Annotated in this window: 22 protein-coding genes; 7 read left to right on the plus strand and 15 right to left on the minus strand. The window is 71.0% G+C overall.

Features of this window, described 5'->3' with window-relative positions:
- Positions 1-82: 82 nt before the first annotated feature.
- The 9 genes from IT293_15875 to IT293_15915 form a co-directional block, all read right to left on the minus strand.
- On the minus strand, positions 83-1,387 hold the full coding sequence (locus IT293_15875) for a hypothetical protein (protein ID MCC6766137.1): 1,305 nt from the start codon (positions 1,385-1,387) through the stop codon (positions 83-85).
- Positions 1,388-1,398: 11 nt separating this feature from the next.
- A complete protein-coding gene (locus tag IT293_15880; GenBank protein MCC6766138.1) occupies positions 1,399-2,763 on the minus strand; it encodes a thiol oxidoreductase in 1,365 nt (454 codons plus the stop codon).
- Positions 2,764-3,010: 247 nt separating this feature from the next.
- A complete protein-coding gene (locus tag IT293_15885) occupies positions 3,011-4,225 on the minus strand; it encodes an iron-regulated protein (GenBank protein MCC6766139.1) in 1,215 nt (404 codons plus the stop codon).
- A gap of 19 nt (positions 4,226-4,244) precedes the next feature.
- Positions 4,245-4,760, minus strand: coding sequence for a hypothetical protein (locus IT293_15890; GenBank protein MCC6766140.1), 516 nt, complete (start codon positions 4,758-4,760; stop codon positions 4,245-4,247).
- Entirely contained in the window at positions 4,761-5,396 is a 636-nt protein-coding gene (locus tag IT293_15895) for an FMN-binding protein (GenBank protein MCC6766141.1), read from the minus strand. It lies immediately after the preceding gene.
- 2 nt (positions 5,397-5,398) lie between these two features.
- The gene (locus tag IT293_15900; protein ID MCC6766142.1) at positions 5,399-6,871 is read right to left on the minus strand and encodes a DUF3138 family protein; all 1,473 of its coding nucleotides are present in this window, start codon (positions 6,869-6,871) and stop codon (positions 5,399-5,401) included.
- Entirely contained in the window at positions 6,868-7,896 is a 1,029-nt protein-coding gene (locus tag IT293_15905; GenBank protein MCC6766143.1) for an FAD:protein FMN transferase, read from the minus strand. The genes IT293_15900 and IT293_15905 overlap by 4 nt, the downstream gene beginning before the upstream one ends.
- 176 nt (positions 7,897-8,072) lie before the next feature.
- Entirely contained in the window at positions 8,073-8,567 is a 495-nt protein-coding gene (locus IT293_15910) for a transcriptional repressor (protein MCC6766144.1), read from the minus strand.
- Between the two features lie 44 nt (positions 8,568-8,611).
- Complete coding sequence (locus tag IT293_15915; protein ID MCC6766145.1) at positions 8,612-8,917, minus strand: hypothetical protein; 306 nt, start codon at positions 8,915-8,917, stop codon at positions 8,612-8,614.
- A 37-nt stretch (positions 8,918-8,954) separates the two neighbouring features.
- Between IT293_15915 and IT293_15920 the strand changes: the two genes are divergently transcribed.
- Entirely contained in the window at positions 8,955-9,797 is an 843-nt protein-coding gene (locus tag IT293_15920; GenBank protein MCC6766146.1) for a universal stress protein, read from the plus strand.
- A gap of 78 nt (positions 9,798-9,875) precedes the next feature.
- On the opposite strand, the gene IT293_15925 is transcribed toward IT293_15920, so the two are convergent.
- From IT293_15925 to IT293_15935, 3 genes are all read right to left on the minus strand, one after another.
- The gene (locus IT293_15925) at positions 9,876-11,141 is read right to left on the minus strand and encodes a DUF1329 domain-containing protein (GenBank protein MCC6766147.1); all 1,266 of its coding nucleotides are present in this window, start codon (positions 11,139-11,141) and stop codon (positions 9,876-9,878) included.
- Between the two features lie 133 nt (positions 11,142-11,274).
- Complete coding sequence (locus IT293_15930) at positions 11,275-11,928, minus strand: hypothetical protein (protein ID MCC6766148.1); 654 nt, start codon at positions 11,926-11,928, stop codon at positions 11,275-11,277.
- A 10-nt stretch (positions 11,929-11,938) separates the two neighbouring features.
- Positions 11,939-12,355 carry a YjbQ family protein gene (locus IT293_15935; protein MCC6766149.1) on the minus strand — a complete coding sequence of 139 codons (417 nt, stop codon included), beginning with the start codon at positions 12,353-12,355 and terminating at the stop codon, positions 11,939-11,941.
- A 139-nt stretch (positions 12,356-12,494) separates the two neighbouring features.
- Here IT293_15935 and IT293_15940 point away from each other — a divergent pair, with 139 nt between their 5' ends.
- The 6 genes from IT293_15940 to IT293_15965 all read left to right on the plus strand — a co-directional run bounded on the left by IT293_15940 (position 12,495) and on the right by IT293_15965 (position 16,453).
- Positions 12,495-13,277, plus strand: a complete 783-nt coding sequence (locus IT293_15940; protein ID MCC6766150.1) for a carbon-nitrogen hydrolase family protein — start codon at positions 12,495-12,497, stop codon at positions 13,275-13,277.
- Positions 13,274-14,563: a molybdopterin molybdotransferase MoeA gene (locus IT293_15945; GenBank protein MCC6766151.1), complete on the plus strand. Its 1,290-nt coding sequence runs from the start codon at positions 13,274-13,276 to the stop codon at positions 14,561-14,563. The genes IT293_15940 and IT293_15945 overlap by 4 nt, the downstream gene beginning before the upstream one ends.
- A gap of 141 nt (positions 14,564-14,704) precedes the next feature.
- Positions 14,705-15,127 carry a hypothetical protein gene (locus tag IT293_15950; GenBank protein ID MCC6766152.1) on the plus strand — a complete coding sequence of 141 codons (423 nt, stop codon included), beginning with the start codon at positions 14,705-14,707 and terminating at the stop codon, positions 15,125-15,127.
- A gap of 155 nt (positions 15,128-15,282) precedes the next feature.
- Positions 15,283-15,423, plus strand: a complete 141-nt coding sequence (locus IT293_15955) for a hypothetical protein (protein ID MCC6766153.1) — start codon at positions 15,283-15,285, stop codon at positions 15,421-15,423.
- Between the two features lie 362 nt (positions 15,424-15,785).
- Positions 15,786-16,025 carry a type II toxin-antitoxin system VapB family antitoxin gene (locus tag IT293_15960; GenBank protein MCC6766154.1) on the plus strand — a complete coding sequence of 80 codons (240 nt, stop codon included), beginning with the start codon at positions 15,786-15,788 and terminating at the stop codon, positions 16,023-16,025.
- The gene (locus IT293_15965; GenBank protein ID MCC6766155.1) at positions 16,022-16,453 is read left to right on the plus strand and encodes a PIN domain-containing protein; all 432 of its coding nucleotides are present in this window, start codon (positions 16,022-16,024) and stop codon (positions 16,451-16,453) included. The genes IT293_15960 and IT293_15965 overlap by 4 nt, the downstream gene beginning before the upstream one ends.
- Positions 16,454-16,705: 252 nt before the next feature.
- Here IT293_15965 and IT293_15970 read toward each other — a convergent pair whose 3' ends face one another.
- The 3 genes from IT293_15970 to IT293_15980 all read right to left on the minus strand — a co-directional run.
- A complete protein-coding gene (locus IT293_15970; protein MCC6766156.1) occupies positions 16,706-18,268 on the minus strand; it encodes an NAD(P)/FAD-dependent oxidoreductase in 1,563 nt (520 codons plus the stop codon).
- 22 nt (positions 18,269-18,290) lie between these two features.
- Positions 18,291-19,028 (minus strand): orotidine-5'-phosphate decarboxylase, encoded by a 738-nt coding sequence (gene pyrF, locus IT293_15975; GenBank protein MCC6766157.1) that lies wholly within the window; start codon positions 19,026-19,028, stop codon positions 18,291-18,293.
- Positions 19,025-20,409 (minus strand): proline--tRNA ligase (locus IT293_15980; protein MCC6766158.1); only part of this gene is annotated, 1,385 nt, incomplete at its 5' end. The genes IT293_15980 and pyrF, both read right to left, overlap by 4 nt.

Here is a 20,409-nt window from a genome sequence, read left to right on the forward strand (position 1 = left end):
AGCGCGGAGGCGTAGCGGAGCTACGTCGCACAAGCGAAGGAGGGAGCAACGACGCAGATGCCCGCTTTTCAGCGCGTGACCGTCAGTCGCCGTCGTTGCCTCCAAAGGTGAGCTTGACCCCCAGCACGCTCGCCACGTCCACCGTCAACGCCCGCCGCAACCGCTGCACCGCCTCGTACGCCGCGAGCGCCTCGTCGCGATGGTTCACGACGGCGTCCGCGAGCGGCTCCGGCACCGCCGCGACGGCTGCCAGCGCCTCGGTAAGGAGCGCGCGGACCTCCGCGTCGATCTCGGCGCTGAGCGGCGCCACCTGCGAGCCCAGGCCCGTCGCCTGTCCGCCCGTGTAGGTGCCGCGATAGACGTCGGCGATGCCCTGGAGGTTGGCGCCGATGCCGGCGAGGGCGTCGCCGCTGCGCGGCGACTCGACGAGGTCGGGACGCGGTCCGCCGGCGTCCACGCCGAGCGGCGCGCCGAGCCGGTTCTCCTCGACGTTCTCGGCCGTGAAGATCATGCGGTTCACGACCTCGTCGAACGCCTCCTTCAAGGACGCGAACGTCGAACCGCCGATGCCAGAGTCGACGAAGTCCCGACCGAAGTCGCCGCCTCCCGGCTCCCAAGCATCGCGAAGCTCCTCGGTCCGCTCGCGCACGTTCACGGAGAGCGCCAGCAGATAGGCCCGCCGCCGCGCGTCCTCGTTGCCGAGGAGACGGCCCACCACGCCCGCATCGCCGCCGACTGGGTCGAAGAGGAAGTACTCCATCGCCTGGAACCCGACCTTCTGCGCACCGAGCGTGTCGAGGTAGGCCGACGAGAGCGCGTTGCCGCCGGCGACCTCCGCGTCGATCTGGGCCGTGTTCGCGGTCGGCCAGTCGATCCGCGCGCTCGTCCGCTGGGACTCCGAAGGACCGAGACGAAACGCTTCGGTCTCCTTCCACGCGCGCCGCGTCGCCCGCCACGCCGCTTGTGCGAACGCGAGGCGCTCGCCCCCCGGCGCGGTCACGAGATCCTCGACGGCCACCTGCAACGACGTGGCTTCCGCGGCGAGCGCGCGATAGCCCGCGATCGCGCCGGCGCTCGAGAGGTCGCGGAGGAAGGTGCGCCGCGGCCCGAGCGACCCGCCCGTCGGGCAGCCGGTCGGGATCCCGAGGCCGGCCGCCGCGCGCAGCACGTTGACACCGTCGCTCACGGTGACGGCACCGCTTCCGTCGGCGTCGCAGCGCGCGAGCTCACACTCGCCGAGCCCGGCCGCCGCGCGCAGGACGCGCACGCCGTCGGTCACGCTGATCGCGCCGCTGTCGTCCGCGTCCCCGCAGATCTGGGCGCGCGCCGCGCCCGTGAGCGCCAGCACCGCGACCGCCGCCACCAGGATCGTTCTCGAGAGCATCATGCGTCCTTTTGTCACAACGATTCCAGAAAGCGTACGAGAGCGGCGCGGTCGTCGGCCGGAAGGGCCCGGAACGCCTCGCGCGCGGACGTCGCCTCGCCGCCATGCCAGAGGACGGCCTCGGCAAAGCCGCGCGCGCGCCCGTCGTGCAGGAGGAAGAGATGGTCGTTCACCGTGAGCACGAGGCCGAGGCCCCAGAGCGGCGGCGTCCGCCACTCGCTGCCGCTCGCGAGGTGGTCCGGGCGTCCGTCGGCGAGATCCGGCCCGAGGTCGTGCAGCAGGAGGTCGGTGTACGGATGGATGGTCTGTCCCGAGACCGCCGGAAATCCGGCGAGCTCGCCGGTGGCGAGCGTCGGCACGTGACAGGACGCGCAGCCCGACGCCGCGAAGAGCGCCTCGCCGCGGCGCACGATCGGGTCATCGACGTCGCGCCGGGCCGGCACCGCGAGCAACGTCACGTAGAACGTCACCAGGTCGAGCTTCAGTTGGTCGATCTCCGGCACGCCGCCGTTCGGCGCGTCCGCGCACGCGGCCTCGGCGGCCGTGCAGTCCTCGGACTCGAACAGGGGCGACGTGATGCCGATGTCGCCGACGAATGCGCCGGCCGTCTGCTGCTCGATCGTCGGCGTGCTCGCCTTCCAGCCGAACCGGCCGACGGCCGGCTCGCCGCGCCGGCGGTCCCAGACGAGGTTCGGCCGGCCGGAAATGCCGTCGCCGTCCCCGTCGTCTGGATCGGCGTGGGCGAGGAGCGTCGCCTCGTCGACCGCCGCGAGGAGGCCGAGGCCGACGATCTGCTGCGCGGTCCGTACCGACGTCAGCACGTCGGGCGCGAGGGGCCCGTAGGCGAGTGCGTCGATCGCGAGGTGCGGGGCACGCAAGCGGTACGGCGCGCCGTCGTCGTACGATCCCGCGCGTTCCTCGTAGACGAGGCGCGGCGCGCCCTCGGCGGGCACGCCGAGAATGGAACGGTTGCCGAGCTGACGCCCATAGCGCGGATCGGCCACGCTCCCGCCGGAGGCGTCGTCGCCCGGGACGCTCAAGCGCACCACCAGCGACTCGAAGGCCTCGCCGTCGGCGATCGGCGGCCGGCCGCGCCCGTCCTTGAAGTGGCAGGCCGAGCACGACGCGGCATTGAAGATCGGCCCGAGACCGTCGCTGCCGACGGTCGACGACGGCGCCGTCACCCAGTTGCGATTGAAGAGCGCGTTGCCGGTGAAGAAGTCGGGACGCTCGCCGAACGGCAGATTCGGCGCGGGCTGCCCGAACGCGTTCACGGAGGCGTCGAAGACGGTCGCATCACCGCCCGAGCGCGGATCGGGCGCGAGGCCGGGACAGACGAGCGCGCCGTCGAGCCCGGCCGCGGCGCGCAGCAGGCGCACGCCGTCGGTGACACCGACGGCGCCGCTGCCGTCGACGTCGCACACCGCGACCTCGCAGCCGGCGGCGAGGTTGGCCGCCGTGCGAAGCGCGCGCACGCCGTCGGTGAGCGACACCGCGCCGCTCCCGTCGGCGTCCCCGCAGACGGCGGCGCGCGCGACGGATGCCGCGAACGCGACGGCCGCGCCGAGCAGCAGCGCGGCCGCGCCATGGGATGCGCCGGCCCTCACGTCGCTCGGTGGCCTTCCCTCATGCGCCGGTGCCCATCGACACGCCGAGCGCGTCGGCGACGCCCGCGAGACCGTCGGCCTGCGTGAAGAGCGCCGTGATCGCCGCCTCCACGGCGACGCGCCCCGGGCTCTCGTCCGCACCCAGGATTGCCTGATCGAACGGCTCGGGGATCGCCTGGATCGCGGCGACGCTCGCCGCGAGCTGCTGCTGCACCGCCGCGTCGAGCGCCGGATCGACCTGGCGCACGAGATCGTCGAGGCCCGGGCCGTCGAGGTCGCGGTACCGCCCGAGGTAGCCGTTCTGGATCCCGACGGCGTCGTTCGCGAGGTCGTCGCGGGTCCTGTCGGAGAAGCACGAATGCTCGTCTTCCTGGTCGCGGGTCTCGAAGGCGACGCTCAAGCGCTCGCCGCCGAGCTCGCTCGCGCTGAGCGTCCCGAGCCCGGTGAGGATGCGGCCGAGGGCCTCTTCGGGGTCGAGGGCGAGGAACTCGGCCCGGTAGTTGCCGGCGTCGCCCGGCGCCCATGCTTCGACCACCTGCTCCAGATCGTCGATGAGCAGATCCGCCGCCGCTTGCAGGTACGCGCCCCGGCGCTGCTGGTTCTCCGCCGTGCCGGTGCCGTCGGTCACGTAGTCGGTGAACGGCCGGGCGCCCGGCCCCGTCGCGCTGCGGTCCTGTCCCCAGAGCAAGAATTCGATCGCGTGGTAGCCGGTCGCGACGTTGGTCTCGCCGCCGTCCTCGTTCGCCGCCGCGAGCGTCTCCCGGTCGATTACCGGGAACCCGGCCGGATCGTTCACGATGCCGCTCGTCGGCGCGCCCTCGACGTAGTCGATGTAGTTCTCGTCGAGCGGCCAGGCGTTGATGCGACCCTCGGGGCCGGTCTCGGGATCGTCGATCGGCCCGTTGTAGAAGCGGCCGATCTCGCTCTGCTGATAGGCCGGGCGCGCCGCGATCCACGCCGCCTTGGCGGCGTCGAACGTCGCCTGGCTCGGCGCCTCGACGAAGGCGTCGATCGCATCGCGCAGCGCCTCCGCGCCCGCGAGGGCGTCCTGGTAGGCGGCATGGAGCCCGTCGGCGTAGTGGGCAACGACGGCGGCGGCGGTCACCTGGGTCGGCGTCGCGGTCGCCGTGGGCGCCGGCGTCCCGTTGCCGCCGCCATGGCCGTTGTCGTTGTCACCGCAGCCGGCCGCGAGCACGGCGGCGGCGGCCATCATCACGAGCAGTCGCTTCATCATCGGGATCTCCTGTCTGCGCTCAGTCGTCGTCGTCCGGCGCGCTCGAGCGGTAGTCGTTCGGTTGTATGGTGTAGATGGCCCAGAGCACCGCGCCGATCATGAACGCGAGCACGGCTTCGAGGCCGAGGAAGGCCGCGACCTTGAGCCAGGCGAAGAGCGGCGAGACGAAGCGGACCAGCCAGCCTGCCGCCTCGTCCGCGAGGGCGGCCGTGAACGCGAGGCTCACGACGAGCGCCTTGCGGTGGTTCGGCATCGGCACGAAGAGCAGGAGGTGCGTCATCGTCAGCACCAGCATGCCCATGGCGAAGAGGTGGAAGTGGGTGATCTCGAGGAGGCCCTGATAGCTCCGCGGCTGGGTGAACATCGCCTCGTCGCCGAGGTAGTAGGCGACGACCGACGCCGGGTTCAACGTCATCTTGGCGAAATAGAGGAGCGCGTTGGTCACCCAGAGGAGCGTGACGAACACGAGGAACCACACCAGCACGAGCCGGAGCAGCCGGTTGTCCTTCCAGTCGCGCGTGATGGTGAAGCGCATCTAGCGTCCCGTCCCCGGAACGGCGGCGGGCGTGGCACCGGCTTCCGGCGCGGAGACGGGCGCGCCGGCCGCGCGCTCCGCGTCCGGGGCGAGCACCACGACCGCGACGAGGGCCAGAGCGCGCCGCACGCCGGCCGTCATCGCTTGCGCGCTCAACGTGGCGCCGGTGATGCCCTGGATGCCGGCGCCGAGCTTGAGATCGCCGTCGAGCGCGCGGCCGTCGAACTGCCCGATCCAGCGCTCGGTCGGGAGGTACTCGGGCGGCTCGTGGAAGGCGAGCACGTCGACCCGGCGGAGCTTGCCGTCGGGATCGACCACCACCATGAACGTCTCGGGCAAGGTGCGGACGATGTGGCTGTCGATGACGGCGTAGCCCTGCACCGCTCCGGCCTTCCAGCCGACGTGGATCGTCCACAGCTGGGTGTCGAGCGGCGCGCGGGCGCGCTGCTCGACCTCGGCCTTCTGGGCGTCGGTGAGGATGACGACCCGCTCCTCGATGCGGTCGTTCTCGGGAAACGCGAGGGCCAGCGCCTCGTCCTTGGCGAGGAAGACGGCGGCGCGCGCCGCGCGGCCCGCCGCACACGCCGCGACGACCATGCCGAGCAACGCCGCCAGCCGCAGACGCCGAACGCGCACCGTCAGAACACGAATCCCGCGCCGAGGTTGACCTCGTCGGCGCGCGGCTTGCCGCCGCCCGCGTTGAAGTTGCGGTACTCGAGCTTCAAGACGACCTGCGGGTGCGGCTTGTAGTCGAGGCCGACAGTGTAGAGCTGGACGTCGTTCCCCGGCACGCGGGCGAAGCCCCGCGGCACCTTGTCCTGCGTGTCGAAGATCTCGTAGCGGAAGAACGGCGAGAGGTACTGCGTCGTGTCCGGAAGGACGAGCGGAAGGACGTCGTACGCGGCCTCGGCGTAGAAGCCGAAGATGTCCTCGGCGATCGTCTCCTCGGCGGCGCGGCTCAGCGTGTCGGCGTCGTCGATCGAGGTCATCGCGCCGAGCACGCGGAGCTCGAGGCCCCGGTACCGGGCCTGCGCGTGCGCCTCCCAGAGCAGCGTGAAGGCATTCGGCTTGTCACCGTCGAACTCGCCGTTCTGGCCGGTGTTGCCGGCGAAGAAGGACGCGCCGACCATGGTCCCCGCGAAGGGCGTGTAATCGAGGCGCATCGTGCCGGCGAGGTCCTCGGCGACGGCGCGGTTGCCGCTCTGCCTCCCGTCGCGAATGCCCTTCGACTCGTAGCCGGCGGCGTTCAGGCTGTTCATGAGGTAGGCGCGATACTCGAGCCCGGGCGCCAGGGTTCCGAAGAAGCCGACGCCGCCCTCGCGCCAGGTCGTCGGGATGATCGAGCGCTCCACCTCCGGACGGAGGACGCCGTGGAAGAACGGCGGCTCGTGCACCTCGTTGATGAAGCCCATCGGGACGAGGAGGAGACCGGCGCGCACGTTCAGCTGTTGCCAGAGCATGAAGTCGAGGTACGCGAACTCGACCTCGACCGCGCCGCTGTCGGAGCTGACGGTCTCCTCGCCGATGAGCGCGTGCTCGAACTCGATCTCCGCGTTCATCAGGATGCGATCGGTGAACTTGTAGCCGGTGTACAGGACGAAGCGCAGGACGTCGAAGCGATCGCGCTTCCCTTGCTGATCGCTCACGTACTTCTGGAAGTTGTACTCCCCGTAGCCGCCGATCGAGAGGCCGCGGTCGACCTGGTAGACCTTCGACGCCGCCGGGCCGAGGCCGTAGACGCTCTTGAGCTCCTTGTGCTCGGGGAGGACAAGGGCACGCTTGAGACGATCCACCTCCGTCGCGAGGACGCCGATCTTGCGATCCTGCTCGGCGGCCGCCCCGGCCGTCACCTCCTGCGCGGATGGGGACGCCGCGGGGGCGGTCGCCGCGGGCGCCGCCGCTCCCTTCGGCGCACGGCTCGGCGTGCCCCGCTCCGCTTCGAGCGCCCGCAGGCGCGCACGCATGTCCTCCATCTCCTTCTGCATGCGATCGAGCTGCTCCTGATAGGCGCGGATGCGCGGATCGTCGGCGGCGAACGCCGGCACGATCCCCGTCTGGGCGGCGAGGAGGACGACCAAGAGCGACCACGCGACGATACGACGATTCTTCATTGCCTGCTCTCCATGATGGCGGGGCGCACGGCCGGCGGGGAGGCGGCGGGACGCGGGTCAAAGCCTCGGGGCGGTACTCCGGCGAACGTGATACGGCCGTCCTCGACGAACAGCGCGCCGACGCCGGACAAGCGCGCCAGGACGGCGGCGGCCCCCGGGGGGCCGACCACGAGGAGCGCCGTCGAGAGGGCGTCGGCGGTCGTGGCGTCGGGCGCCCACACCGTGACGGCGAGATCACCGCCCACGGGACGTCCGGTACGCGGATCGTAGACGTGGCTCGGCGCGCGCCAGCCCTCGGCGGCGAAGTCGCGCGCGTAGTTGCCGGACGTCGAGACGGCGAGGTCGCGATCGAGCACGAGCGTTCCGACACTGCCCTCCGGGTCCTCGGGATCGCGGACGGCGATGCGCCAACCGCCCTCCGGACCCTCGCCGAGCAGCGCGAGGTTACCCCCGAGATCGATGACCCCGCGGCGTGCGCCCATGGCCAGAAGCGCCGCCCGGGCCCGATCGAGGCCGTAGCCCTTGGCGATCCCGCCGAGGTCGACCGCCATCCCGTCGCGAGCGAAGCGGACGGTACGGGTCGGAGCGTCGAGGAGGAGGCCGCCCCACCCGACGGCGTCGACGCGGCCGGGCGGAAGATGCGCGAGCTCCCGATAGGCGCCCCACCTCCGCAAGAGCGGCAAGACGGTCGCGTCGAACGCGCCGTCGGTGAGCGCGCTCAGGGCGCGGGCGCGCGCGAGGCACTCGAACAGCTCGGCGTCCACGGGCTCGGCATGGCGCGCGGCGTGGAGGTTCACCCGGACGAGCGCGCTTTCCGGCCGGTAGAGGCTCATCGTCGCGTCGACGCGCCGGAGCGCCGCGAACGCCGCCTCGAAGACGTCGCTCCGCGGGTCCGCGAGCGTGACGCGCGCGATCGTTCCCATAACCAGCTCGGCGCGGGTGGCAGACCCAGCGGCGGCCGAGGCCGCGCCGAACGTGAGGAGGCCGAGCATCACGAGCGCGGCGACGGGTCGTCGGGGACGCATGGAGAACATGGCGATTACTTGAAAATGATTTTCAATTTCGCGGAACGGCCCGTTCCTTACGCGGGGACCCCCCGCGTGTCAAGCGCGCGCCCGCGCGCGTGCCCGCGCGCGCTTTCCGATGGTCCGGAACGACCGGAGGTCCCGCGCGGTCGCGGACCCCGCGAGGAACGCGCCGCTCAGGTCTGAAAGACGTGGTGCGCACGCCGCGCGGCGGTGCGTGGTCCGCGGCCGGCTCGGCACTCGGCGCAGACGCCGTAGATCTCCATCTTGTGCCGGGTAATCACGAAGCCGAGCTTCTGCGCCACCTGCTCCTGCAACCGCTCGATCGAGTCGTTCGCGAACTCCACGATGCGCCCGCAGCGCTCGCAGATCAGGTGGTCGTGGTGGTGCTCGTGCTCGACGTTCTCGAATCGCGCCTCGCCGTCGTGGAAGTGACGCTCGGCGGCGAGCCCGCATTCGCGGAGCAAACGCACGGTACGGTAGACCGTCGCGTATCCGACCCGCGGGTTCACCTGTTTCACCTCGCGGTAGAGCTCCTCGACGCTGATGTGCCGGTTGTTCGCGAAGAAGACGCGCGCGATGTCGTCGCGCTGGGAGGTCGACCTGAGCGACCGCTCGCGGAGGGCGTCCTTGAACGCGGAAAACCGCTGCGCCTGCGTTCGCTGACTCACGGCCGTCGACGAGCCCCTGGCATGCGTTGCAGCGGCGCTTGCCGTCACGCCTCCGCCATCGCGGCCGGCTTGCGCCCCCCGATCAGCGCCCGCAAAGCCGGAGACAGGAATACCTGCTCCAGGTCCCGCTCCGCGAGCGCCGCACAGAGCACCTCGACGCGCTCCGGACCCGAGAGCTTGCGGTCCATCAGGATGACGTCGCGCCCACCGAGCCGGCAGACGCCGCTGCGCGGCCGGTAGCCGACGTCGCGCAACAACTCCTCCTCGCGCACGTCGAACCCGAGCTCGCGCGCCACCCGCGTGAGCTCCTCGACCATCGCCCCCACCGCCGCCGATTCCTTACGCTTCACGGCCGGGGATCATAGTGGTAAACGCTGGTCAGAGTCCATGATCAAGAGCATCCTCGCGACGCTGGACGGCTCCGAGCACGCACAGACCGCGACCCGGTACGCGATCTGGTTGGCGGAGCGACTACAGGCGACGGTCGTCGGCATGCACGTCGTCGACGTCGTGTCGATCGAAGGCTCCGGGGCCTTCCTCCACGACGTGTCCGGCTCGCTCGGCTTCGAGCCCTACCTCGACTTCTCGTCGAAGATGCGCGAAGCGCTGCACGAGCGCGGCCGCATCATTCTCGACCAGTTCCTCGCGACGTGCGCCGAGCGCGGCGTCCGAGCGGACACCTATCTCGCAACCGGCATCGTCGCGAACGAGATCTGCGAGCAGGCTCGGACCGCCGATCTGGTCGTCGTCGGGCATCGCGGCGTGAACGAGCGCTTCTCGACCGGCCTCCTCGGAAGCACCACCGAGAGCGTCACCCGCAAGTGTCCGAAGCCGCTCTTCGTGTCGCCCTTGGAGTTCCGTGAGATCCGCCGCCCGCTCCTCGCCTACGACGGCAGCCAACGCGCCGCCGCCGCCATGCACGAAGCCGCCGAGCTGGCGACGGCGCTCGGCCTGCCGCTCACCGTCCTGCACGTCGGCAAGGAGGACGCCGCGACCGACCGCGTCGTCGACGAGGCGCGCCGCTATCTCGCGTCCCACAAGGTCGAGGCAACGTTCACTACCCGCCCCGGCCACGCCAACGAGGCCATCCTCGACGCCATGGCCGAGGGTGACCACGACCTCCTCCTGATCGGCGCCTACGGCCACAGCCGCATCATCGAAATGGTGCTCGGCAGCACGACCGAGTACGTGCTGCGGAACGCCACCGCCCCCGTCTTCCTCTGCCGCTGAACGCACGAAGGGCTCGCGGCCGTCCGTGGCCGCGAGCCCTTCGTGGCGTCGAGCCCGGAACGAAGCCGGGTCGAACGCTCAGCTGCCGGAGCTGATGAGCTCGGCGATGGTGAACTTGTCCTCGACCGTCCCGGCCTTGTCGCCCTGCGACCAATACCATCCGGGCTCCCCCGGGAAGCGGTGGCTCGGAAGCGCCGCCTTGGTGGCGTGCTGGAGCTGCATGTCGACCATGACGATGCAGGGGGTCAGCGTGGTCTCCTCCTCGTACTTCATCGCAGCGCCCGCGAAGGCCTCCTTCCGCTGCGTGAAGTTGTTGACCCAGATTTTCCAAAGCTGCCCGGCGCGGTCGTACATGTCCGTGAAGGGCACCTCGTAGACCTCCTTGTCGACGTAGAGGACGCGCTTCGAATACGCGTACTGCGGGAGCTTCGACTCGCCCTCGACCACCCACACCTTGCGCTTCTCCCATTCACCCTCGAACGACCAGTCGATCGCTCCGTCGTTCCACTTCACGGGGAAGTTCGTGGTGTGGAAGGCGCCGAGCATTTCCTTCTCGCCCAGGAACTTCCAGTTGGCCCAGGCGATCTGTCCGGCGTAGCCGCCGTAGCTGTCCTGGTCGGTGTCCTGGCCGAAGAGCGCGTCGGAACGCTGCGCGGTCGAGAGCCGGCGCACGCGGCGGAGCGACGGCAGGTAGAGCCAGCTGTCGTCCTGCTTCGCGGGGTCGAAATAACGGTAGTAGGTGAACCCGACGCCCTTCAGATCGAACGGCTCGATGAGCGGATGAAGCGTCTCCTTGAACTCGAACTTCTCGGTGTTCGGGATCTCCGGCTTCGGATCGACGTAGAGTCGCCCGACGTAGCGCAGCCGGCGGAAGTGGTCGACCAGGAAGTGGCGCTCGACCTGCAGCGGCCGATCGTCGGAGATCGGGCCGGTGTCGGCGTCGAAGTTCCGCAGATCGAGATCGTCCTCGAAGCCCGGACGGAAGTTGAAGTTCCACATGATCTTGTTCGCGACGTACTGGTCCCCGGTGTCGAGCTTCGGAAACGGCTGGCCCGCGACGTAGTTCTCGAGACCCTGGCCGTCCGGGCCGAGTTTCACCTGCGCCGAGAACTTCTCGGTCGCCTCCTTGTAGGCCTTCTTGAAGACGATGGGCTTGGAATCGATGATCTTCATCGGCCAGCCCTTCTGCACGCACCAGAACATGCCCGGCGACACGAGGTCCTTCACCTTGTCGGCGTTCGCCTTCGTGATGACGTCGCCGGGAGCGACCTGAGCGGCGACCGGCGCGGCCGTCAGCAATGCGATCGCGGCGACGGCGAGCGAGCTGCGCGTGAGATTCCGCATGAGATGTCCTTTCTGTGGTTGCGAAGCCGAACGCGTGGTGATCACGCGCGAGGACCCAACGTCAGGCTCGGAGATCCGACCCCAGATACGCCGCCCCCAGTTTCCATGTCAAACGTGAAGGCGGCGCGGACCCTCAGCCGACGACGTCGCCGCCGCGCGAGGAATCGACCTCGTCGCGCCGCAGGCGGGCGAGCCGCTCCTCGAGCTTCTTGATCGACCGCTCGATGCGCTGGACCTCGTGCTGGACGACGGGGTGGTTGGTGATGCGATCGACCGAGGACTTGATGCGCTCGTCGATCGAGCGCTGCAGCGCCTCGAGACGGCGCTGCGGAGCCGCGAGCAACTCGTCGAAGAATCCCTTGCCGTGCTCGCGTTCCGGGATCGTCGGCGTCGCTCCGAGCGCCGCATCCGGCCGCTCGCCGACCGAGCCGGAGACGATCTCCTGCATCCGGCGACCCGCCTTCTCGCCGATCGTCCCGATCGCCTCCACCCCCTTCTCCACCCGGGTGCGGATCTCGGCGAGCGTGTCCTCGCCGTGCTGCACGAGCTCGCGCAGGAGGCCGAGCGAAATGAGGCTCGAGCGGCGCTTCTCCTCTTCCAGGATGATCTGGGCGAAGGTGATCGCGGTCAGGTCGTCGCCGTTCTCGTTGTCGATGACCTTCACGTCGTTCCCCGAACGCACCAGGCGGGCGATCTCGTCGAGGGTGATGTAGCGGCTCTCCGACGTGTCGTAGAGCTTCCGGTTGCCGTATCGCTTGATCAGTCGGAGGGGGGTCGTCTGGCTCATTGGGAGCTCCTCACTCGGCCATGATCCGCATGAGCACCGTGCGCGAACGTGGACCGTCGAATTCACAGAGATAGATCGCCTGCCACGTCCCGAGCGCGAGCTTGCCGTTTTCCACGAGCAGGCTCTGCGAGGCACCGACGAGGGTCGAGAGGAGGTGTGCCGCCGCGTTGCTTTCGGTGTGCAAGGAATCGTCCTGCATGGGGATCGTCTTCAACAACTCGCGGATCATGCCCTTGCGGACGTTCGGATCGGCGTTTTCGTTGATCGTGATGGCGGCAGTCGTGTGCGGGACGAAAACGTGGCACATCCCGCTCGTGACTCCCGATTCCCTGACGACGCGACGTATGCCCGCGGTCACGTCGATCATCTCCATCTGCGACTCGGTCTCGACCTTGAATCTGTGCACGGGATTGACGCGGAGTACCATACGCTGCAGCGCGTGATCAAGGTGCCGCGCCGCTCCGGCGCAGGCCAAGCCCTCGATATGGCGAGTCGACTCTCCTCATCGTCGCTTCACGCTGGTAGAGTTCGCCGCCGTGCGTAATCCCGTCGCCGCTGCGGTGCAGATGGAGAGCGGCCCGGACCTTGCCGCGAACCTCGCCCGGTCGCGGGCTCTGGTCGTCGAAGCCGCCGCGCGTCATGCGCGTCTCGTCGTGTTGCCGGAAGTCTTCGCGTGGCGCGGTCCGCGCGAGGCGGAGGCCGGCGTCGCCTCCCCGATCCCGGGTCCGGTGAGCGACTTCCTCTGCGGGCTCGCGGCGGAGCTCGGGGTGACGCTCGTCGGCGGATCCTTCCTCGAGCGCTCGGACGAGGCGACGCGCTCCTTCAACACCTCCCTCCTGATCGATCCGCGCGGAGCGATCCGCGCGGTCTACCGGAAGATGCACCTCTTCGACGTCGACCTCCCGGGCCGGGTGACGGTCCGCGAGTCGGACGCCCGCATCCCGGGAACCGACGTGGTCACGGCGCCGACCGAGCTCGGGACCGTCGGGATGAGCATCTGCTACGACCTCAGGTTCCCGGAGCTCTTCCGCCGGCTCGCCGTCGCGGGCGCGACCATCGTCACGATCCCGTCCGCCTTCACGGCCTACACGGGCGCCGCGCACTGGGAGCCCTTGCTTCGCGCCCGCGCGATCGAGAATCAGGTGTTCGTGATCGCCCCGAACCAGACCGGCACGAGCCCGCACGGCTTCCACGACTACGGCCACTCGATGATCGTCGATCCCTGGGGCACCGTGCTCGCGCGCGCGTCCGAGGGCGAGGCCGTGATCACCGCGGAGCTCGATCTCGATCACCTGGCGCGCGTCCGCCGCGAAATGCCGTGCCTCCACCACACGCGGTTGCTCTCGTGAGATCCCGCGCCCGTCGTCCGACGGCTCCCGATCCGCACACCGGCGGCCCGAGCCGGTTCCCGCTGGTCACGGTCGCCGAAGCGCTGGCGGCGCTCCGGGGCTTTCGCCCCGTGGCCGCCGAGCGCATCCAGGTCGCCGACGCGCCCGGACGCGTCCTCGCCCGCGACGTCCGCACCACCATCGACCTCCCGCATTTCGAGCGCTCCTACATGGACGGCTTCGCGGTCCGTGCCCGCGACACCGCCGCTGCCGGCACGGATCGTCCCGCGCGCCTCGCGATCGTCGGCAGCGTGCGCATGGGCCATCCCGTCGACGCACGCCTCGGTCGCGGCGAGTGCATGCGGATCCCGACCGGCGGCATGCTCCCGGCGGGAGCCGACGCCGTCGTCATGGTGGAGCACACCGCCGAAGCGGCCGACGGCACCGTCGCCATCGCGCGCGCCGCGAGCGCCGGGCAGCACGTCATGCGGCGCGGCGAGGACGCTCGCAAGGGCGCCCGCATCTTCGAGCGCGGGCACCGACTGCGGCCCGCCGATGTCGGGGCGCTCTCGGGCATCGGGCTCGACCGCGTGTGGGTCGTACGCCGGCCGCGGGTCGCGGTGCTCGCCACCGGGGACGAGATCGTTCCGCCGGACGTCACCCCGCAGGCCGGACAGGTACGGAACGTCAACCAGTACGCGCTCCGCGCGCTCATCGCGGCGGCCGGCTGCGAGCCCGTCGAGTTCGGCGTGCTGCCGGATCGCGAAGGGGTGATCCGGTCGGCGATGCGGCGGGCGCTCACCAAGGCCGACGCGGTGCTCGTGTCGGGCGGCAGCTCGGTCGGCACCAAGGACCTCACGCCGATGGTCGTCGCCGCGATGCCGCGCGCGCGCATCCTCGTGCACGGTATCCGGATCAGGCCCGGCAAGCCGACGCTGATCGCGCGGGCCGCCGGGAAGCCCGTCATCGGGCTTCCCGGCAATCCGACTTCCGCGCTCGTCATCTTCCACGTCTTCGCCCTGCCCCTCCTGCGTCTGCTCGGCGGCGAGCCGCGGGACGCGGCGTTCGCCCCGCGCCGGGCCGTCGTCGCGGAGCTCGGCGCGCGCGTCGGATCGCTCGTGGGCCGCGAAGACTGGATCCGCGTCGCGCTCGTCGCGCGACCCGACGGCACGCTCGCGGCGCGCCCGGTGGCGGGCGGGTCGGGCGACATCGTCGGGTTCGTGCGGGCGGACGGGCTCGTGCGGATCCCCGCCGACGCCGCCGAGCTCGCCCCCGGCGCGCGGGTCGTCGTCACGGTCATCGATTGAGGAACGCCGACGGGCGGCCTCCCTCGGGATCGGCGCCCCCACGAGCACTCGCCTCTTTACGGTCCGATCGGCGCTGCGTAGAGTCCCGCCCATGCTCGGCGGGCTCGTCACGAAGCAGTTCGCGCGCGGCCGGAGCCCCGCATGACGCAGCAATCCGCCTCGACCGACCCGTGGACCTGGATCTTCCTCTTGAGCGGGCTCGGCAACCTCGTGAACGGCCTCTGGATGCTCGCCGATCCGGCGCACTGGTACGTGACCCTGCCGGCCGCCGTCCCCGACTTCGGTCCGCTGAACGAGCACTTCGTGCGCGACATCGGATCGGCGTTCGCGATGCTCGGGCTCGCGCTCGTGTGGGGCGCGGCGCGCGCCGAGGTGCGCCTGCCCGTGCTCGTCCTGGTCACGCTCTTCAACGCGCTGCACGCGCTCGTGCACGTATGGGACACGAGCCGCGGGCTCGTCGGCTCCGAGCACTGGGCCATCGACTTCCCCGTCGTCTACCTGCCGACCATCGTCCTCGTGGTCCTCACGGCGATGCTCGTGCGCCACACGGAGGCGCGCAGATGAACGCGCACCCCGTGCTGCGCCTCGTCGCGGGCGTGCTCCTCGGGCTCGCGCTCGGCAGCGTCCCGTTCCTGCGCTACGGCGCGTGCGGTCACCATTCCGCGCCCGCCGTCGTCCACGTCCATCGGCACTGATCGTCCTCCGAAGGGAGAACCGCCATGCGTCTCGCGCCCATCGAACGGCCATCCACCCTCGTCGGGAAGCTCGCCTACTGGATGACCGAGCGCCGCCTCGGCAAGGTCATCACCCCGATGAAGGTGATCTACGCGCGCCTTCCCGCGCTCTTCCGCCACGCGTAGCAGCAGACCCGGATCGTCGAGATCACGTGGCTGAACGCGCTCGAGAACTACTACAATCTCTTGAACCTGCCGCTCGGCATCGAGGCGGACGGGCTCTGCGCGATCGCGCAGCGGCGGGCGGCGTGAGGCAGCCGTTGGGACATCCCCTCGAGATGCCGCATCATGGACCGAATGTCTGTAGCCCGATGGCAAAGTCGTGGTGGGCGGCACGCGCCTCGTCGCCGAAGCCTTCGACTTCGCGCTCGTGCGCTACGATGCGCGGCAGGGAGATGAAACCAGGAGCACATTGGCACGCCGAGCGACCGGCGATCCGACTTTTGCGTGATTGTGGCTGGTAAGGCGCTTTGATATGGGCCACCCATATGAAGACGACCCTGGAGATCGACGATCGGCTGCTCGAGCGCGCCAAGCGGCACGCGGCGGCGCACCGTACGACGCTCCGCGCCGTGGTCGAGGATGCGCTCCGGGCGCGGCTCGCCGCCCGGCCTGAGGCTACCCGGCGCTATCGCTTCGCGCCGCCGATCATCAAGGGAACGCGCCCGCCCGCCGTGGACGTCGCCGACCGCACCGCGCTCTACGATCTCCTCGACGAGCGTCGATGATCGCCGTCGACACGAACGTGCTGGTGCACGCACACAGGGCCGAGCTGGCCCTGCACGCTGCCGCGCTGGCGCGGCTCCGGGGTCTCGTCGAGGGCAACGTACCGTGGGCCCTCCCGGTATTCTGCATCGGAGAGTTCGTACGGGTGGTGACGCACGCGCGCGTGTTTCGTCCACCGACCGAGCTCGAGACGGCGCTCGCCTTCATCGCGCAGGTGCTGGGTAGCCCCTCGGCGCGACTGCTCTTACCCGGCGTTACATTCGCGGCGCTCTTCGGCGAGGCGTGCCGCGACGGCGGTGTGCTCGGCAATCTCGCCTTCGACGCGCAGATCGTCGCCCTCTGCCGCGAGCATGGCGTCTCGGCAATTCTCACCGAAGACCGCGACTTCGCGCGCTTCGAGAACCCGACGGCCATGAGGCTCGAAGCCTGACGCGGATCCCCCTCGACTCGTCGGTAGAGGTCGTGCTTCCACGGCTCTTTCCCGAGATGTAGCGACGCCTCGCGGGCCGACAACGTACCCGCCGCACGGCCCGGTTCACCGCGACTTCACCGACTTCGAAACCGAGATACTCCCCCGACTGGACCGTCGAGAAGCCCGAGTATGCCTGCGACGCAACAATCGTGGCCCGCACGTATCGCTCCCCGAGCTGTGGCACATTCGAACCTCGATGCGGGCGCAGCGTCAGCCGCGCCAGACGCGCGCGATCGCATCGGCGACGGCGAGGCCGTCGAGCGCCGCGCTCACGATGCCGCCCGCGTAGCCCGCGCCCTCGCCGCACGGGTAGACGTTCGGCCGCGCCGGCGCGGCGAAGGTCGTGGGGTCGCGCAGGATCCTGACGGGGCTCGACGACCGCGTCTCGACGCCGACGACGATCGCCTCGCGCGTGTCGAAGCCGCGGAGCTGCCGACCGAAGCCCCGCAGCGCGGCGCGCAGCCGCCCGGTAACGAAGGGCGGCAGCAGCTCGTCGAGCCGCGCCGGGCGAACGCCGGGCCGGTACGAGCAGCGCGGCAGGTCGGCGCTCGCCCGCCCGCCGATGAAGTCCGCGAGCCGCTGCGCCGGCGCGACCTGCGCGCCGCCGCCGCTCGCGAACGCGCGGCGTTCGATCGCCGCCTGGAGCATCGTACCGCCGGTCGGGCCGGGGAAGCCGAGCGCGGCGACGTCCGCCGGCTCCAGCGCGACGACGATGCCGCTGTTCGCGAAGGGCGAGTCGCGACGCGCGAGCGACATCCCGTTCACGACGACGGCGTCGGGCTCGGTGGTCGCCGGCACGATCCACCCGCCCGGACACATGCAGAAAGAGAAGACGCCGCGCTCCTCGACCGTCGCGGTGAGCCGATACGAGGCGGCCGGCAACGGGAACCGCTCGGCGTCGGCGCCGTATTGCGCGCGGTCGATGAGCGGCTGCGGATGCTCGACGCGGATGCCGAGCGCGAACGGCTTCGCCCGGAGCTCGAGCCCGGCCGCGGCCGCCAGCGCGTGGACGTCGCGCGCGCTGTGGCCGGCCGCGAGCACGACGGCCGACGCGGCGAGCTCGCGTCCGTCGGCGCAGCGCACCGCTTCGATCGCCGTCCCGCGCACGAGCAGATCCAGGAGGCGAGCCTCGAATTCGACCGCGACGCCGGCGCGCGCCAGCGTCTCGCGGATCGCCGTCACGATCCTCGGCAGGCGGTTCGACCCCACGTGGGGCCGCGCCTCGATGCGGATCTCCGGGTCAGCGCCGTGGGCGATCAGATGGTCGAGCACCGTCGCGACCGAACCGCGCTTCTGGGAGCGGGTGTAGAGCTTGCCGTCGCTGTACGTGCCCGCGCCGCCCTCGCCGAAGCAGTAGTTCGACTCGGGGTTCACGAGACCTGCACGGTTCAGGAGCGCGATGTCGTGCCGGCGCGCTCGCACCGCCTTGCCGCGCTCGAGCACGACGGCCGGGATGCCGTGCTCGGCGAGCCGGAGGGCCGCGAAGAGCCCGGCCGGCCCGCCGCCGACGATCACGACGGGCCGCCCGGGGCGCGACGCGGGGAAGGTCGGGAGGGCGGGCGCGGCCTCCGGCACGGCGACCTCGCCCGCGAGCCATGCCCGCACCCGCAGCTGGTAGCGCACGCTCCGCCGCGCATCGAGCGCGCGCTTGAGGATGCGGAGCTCGACGACGTCCTCGGACCGGCAGCCGATCGCCCGGCTCGCGGCCGCACGCAGCGCGCCAGGGTCGAGCGCCACGTCGGGTCGGACGACGAGGTCGAGGTCGCGCGGCATGGCGAGCCGACGCGCGCCGCCGTCAGCGCGCCGCGAGCCCGCGCGCCATCGCGCCCACGATGGCGCGCGCGACCGCGACCGGATCGGCGGCGTCGCGGATCGGGCGACCCACGACGAGATAGTCCGCGCCGGCGCGCATCGCGGCCTCCGGCGTTTCGACGCGCTTCTGATCGCCGAGCGCGTCGCCGGCCTGGCGGATACCCGGGGTGAGGATCACGAACGACGGCCCGCAGGCGCGGCGGATCGCGGCGATCTCGCGCGGCGACGCGACGACGCCGTCCATCCCGTTCGCCTGCGCGAGCCGGGCGAGACGCACCACCTGGCGCGCGGCCGTCGACGCGACGCCGACCCGGCGGAGATCCGCGTCGACGAGGCTCGTGAGCACCGTCACCGCTAGAAGAAGCGGCCGCCGCAGACGCTCGCGGCGACAGACGTCGCGCACCGCGGCCGCCGTCGTCGCCATCATCTCGGCGCCGCCCGAGGCATGCACGTCGAAGATGCGGACGCCGAGACGGGCCGCTTCGACGCCCGCGAGCGCGACGGTGCGGGGAATGTCGTGGAACTTGAGGTCGAGAAAGACCTCACCGCCGCGGCGCTGGACGCGGCGTACGACCTCGGGGCCGGTGTGCATGAACAGCTGCTTCCCGATCTTGAAGATGCCGACCTCGCCCCCGAGCAGCCGCACCAGGCGATCGGCCGCACGGACGGAATCGACGTCGAGCGGCAGCACGAGGCGGCGGCGGGCCGCGGCGACGCTCACGCGCGCGTTCCGCCGGCGAGCTCCGCCGCGACCAGCTCCGCGACCCGGGCCGCGACCTCGCCGACCGGCACCTCGGTAGGCTCCTTCTCGGTGCGGCGCTTGAGCTCCACCGCGTCGCGCTCGAGCGCGCGCGGCCCGACGGTGACGCGGAGCGGACAGCCGATCAGGTCGGCGTCCTTGAACTTCACGCCCGGCCGCTCGTCGCGGTCGTCGAGCAAGACGTCGATGCCGCGCGCCGCGAGGTCGTCGTGCAAGCGTTCGGCCGTCGTCCGCAGGCGCTCGTCGCCGAGGTTCACCGGCACGATCACCACGTGGAAGGGCGCGAGCGGCATCGGCCAGACGATGCCGGCGTCGTCGTGGTTCTGCTCGATCGCGGCGGCGATCGTGCGGGTCACGCCGATGCCATAGCAGCCCATCTCGAGGACGCGCTCCTTGCCCTCGGCATCGAGCACCGTCGCCTTCAGCGCTTCGCTGTACTTCGTGCCGAGATAGAAAACCTGGCCGACCTCGATGCCGCGCTGGAGCGCGAAGCGACCGTCGCAGCGCGGGCAGCGGTCACCGGCGCCGGCGGTGCGGAGGTCGGCGAACTCGGCGCCCGCGAGATCGCGCGCGGCGCTGACGCCTTTGACATGCATGTCGGCCTTGTTGGCGCCCGCCACGGCGGCGGTGATGCCGGCGAGCGCGTGGTCGGCGAGAAGCCGCACCCTGCCCCTCAGGTTCATCGGACCCGCGAACCCGACCGGCGCGCCCGTCACGCGCTCGACGACGTCCTCGGGCGCAAGCTCCACGGCGGGCGTCCCGAGCGCGTCCTTCAGCTTCGGCTCCGAGAGCGCGTGGTCGCCGCGCACCAGCGCCACCACGACGGTGTCACCCGCCACGTAGAGCAGCGTCTTCACGAACCGGTGCGGCTTCATCTTCATGAACTTCGAGACTTCCTCGATGGTGCGCTGCCCCGGCGTCGGCACCTCGACGAGCGGGCTGGGCTCGCCCGCGGCCGCGGGCGCTTCGCTCGCGCCGATCCCGGCCTTCTCGACGTTCGCGGCGTACTCGCACTGGTCGCAGCTCACGATCGAATCTTCGCCCGACGCCGCGAGCACCTGGAACTCGTGCGAGCGGCTGCCGCCGATGGCGCCCGTATCGGCCTCGACCGGGCGATAGGCGAGCCCGCAACGGTCGAAGATGCGGCGGTAGGTGCGGAACATGTTGTCGTACTCGCGGTCGCAGTCCGCCCGGTCGACGTGGAACGAGTACGCGTCCTTCATGATGAACTCGCGCCCGCGCATGAGCCCGAAGCGCGGCCGCACCTCGTCCCGGAACTTCGACTGGATCTGGTAGAGGTTCATCGGCAGCTCGCGGTACGAGCGCACGTCGCGGCGCACGA

Source organism: Deltaproteobacteria bacterium (assembly GCA_020848745.1).
GTDB lineage: Bacteria > Desulfobacterota > Binatia > UTPRO1 > UTPRO1 > UTPRO1.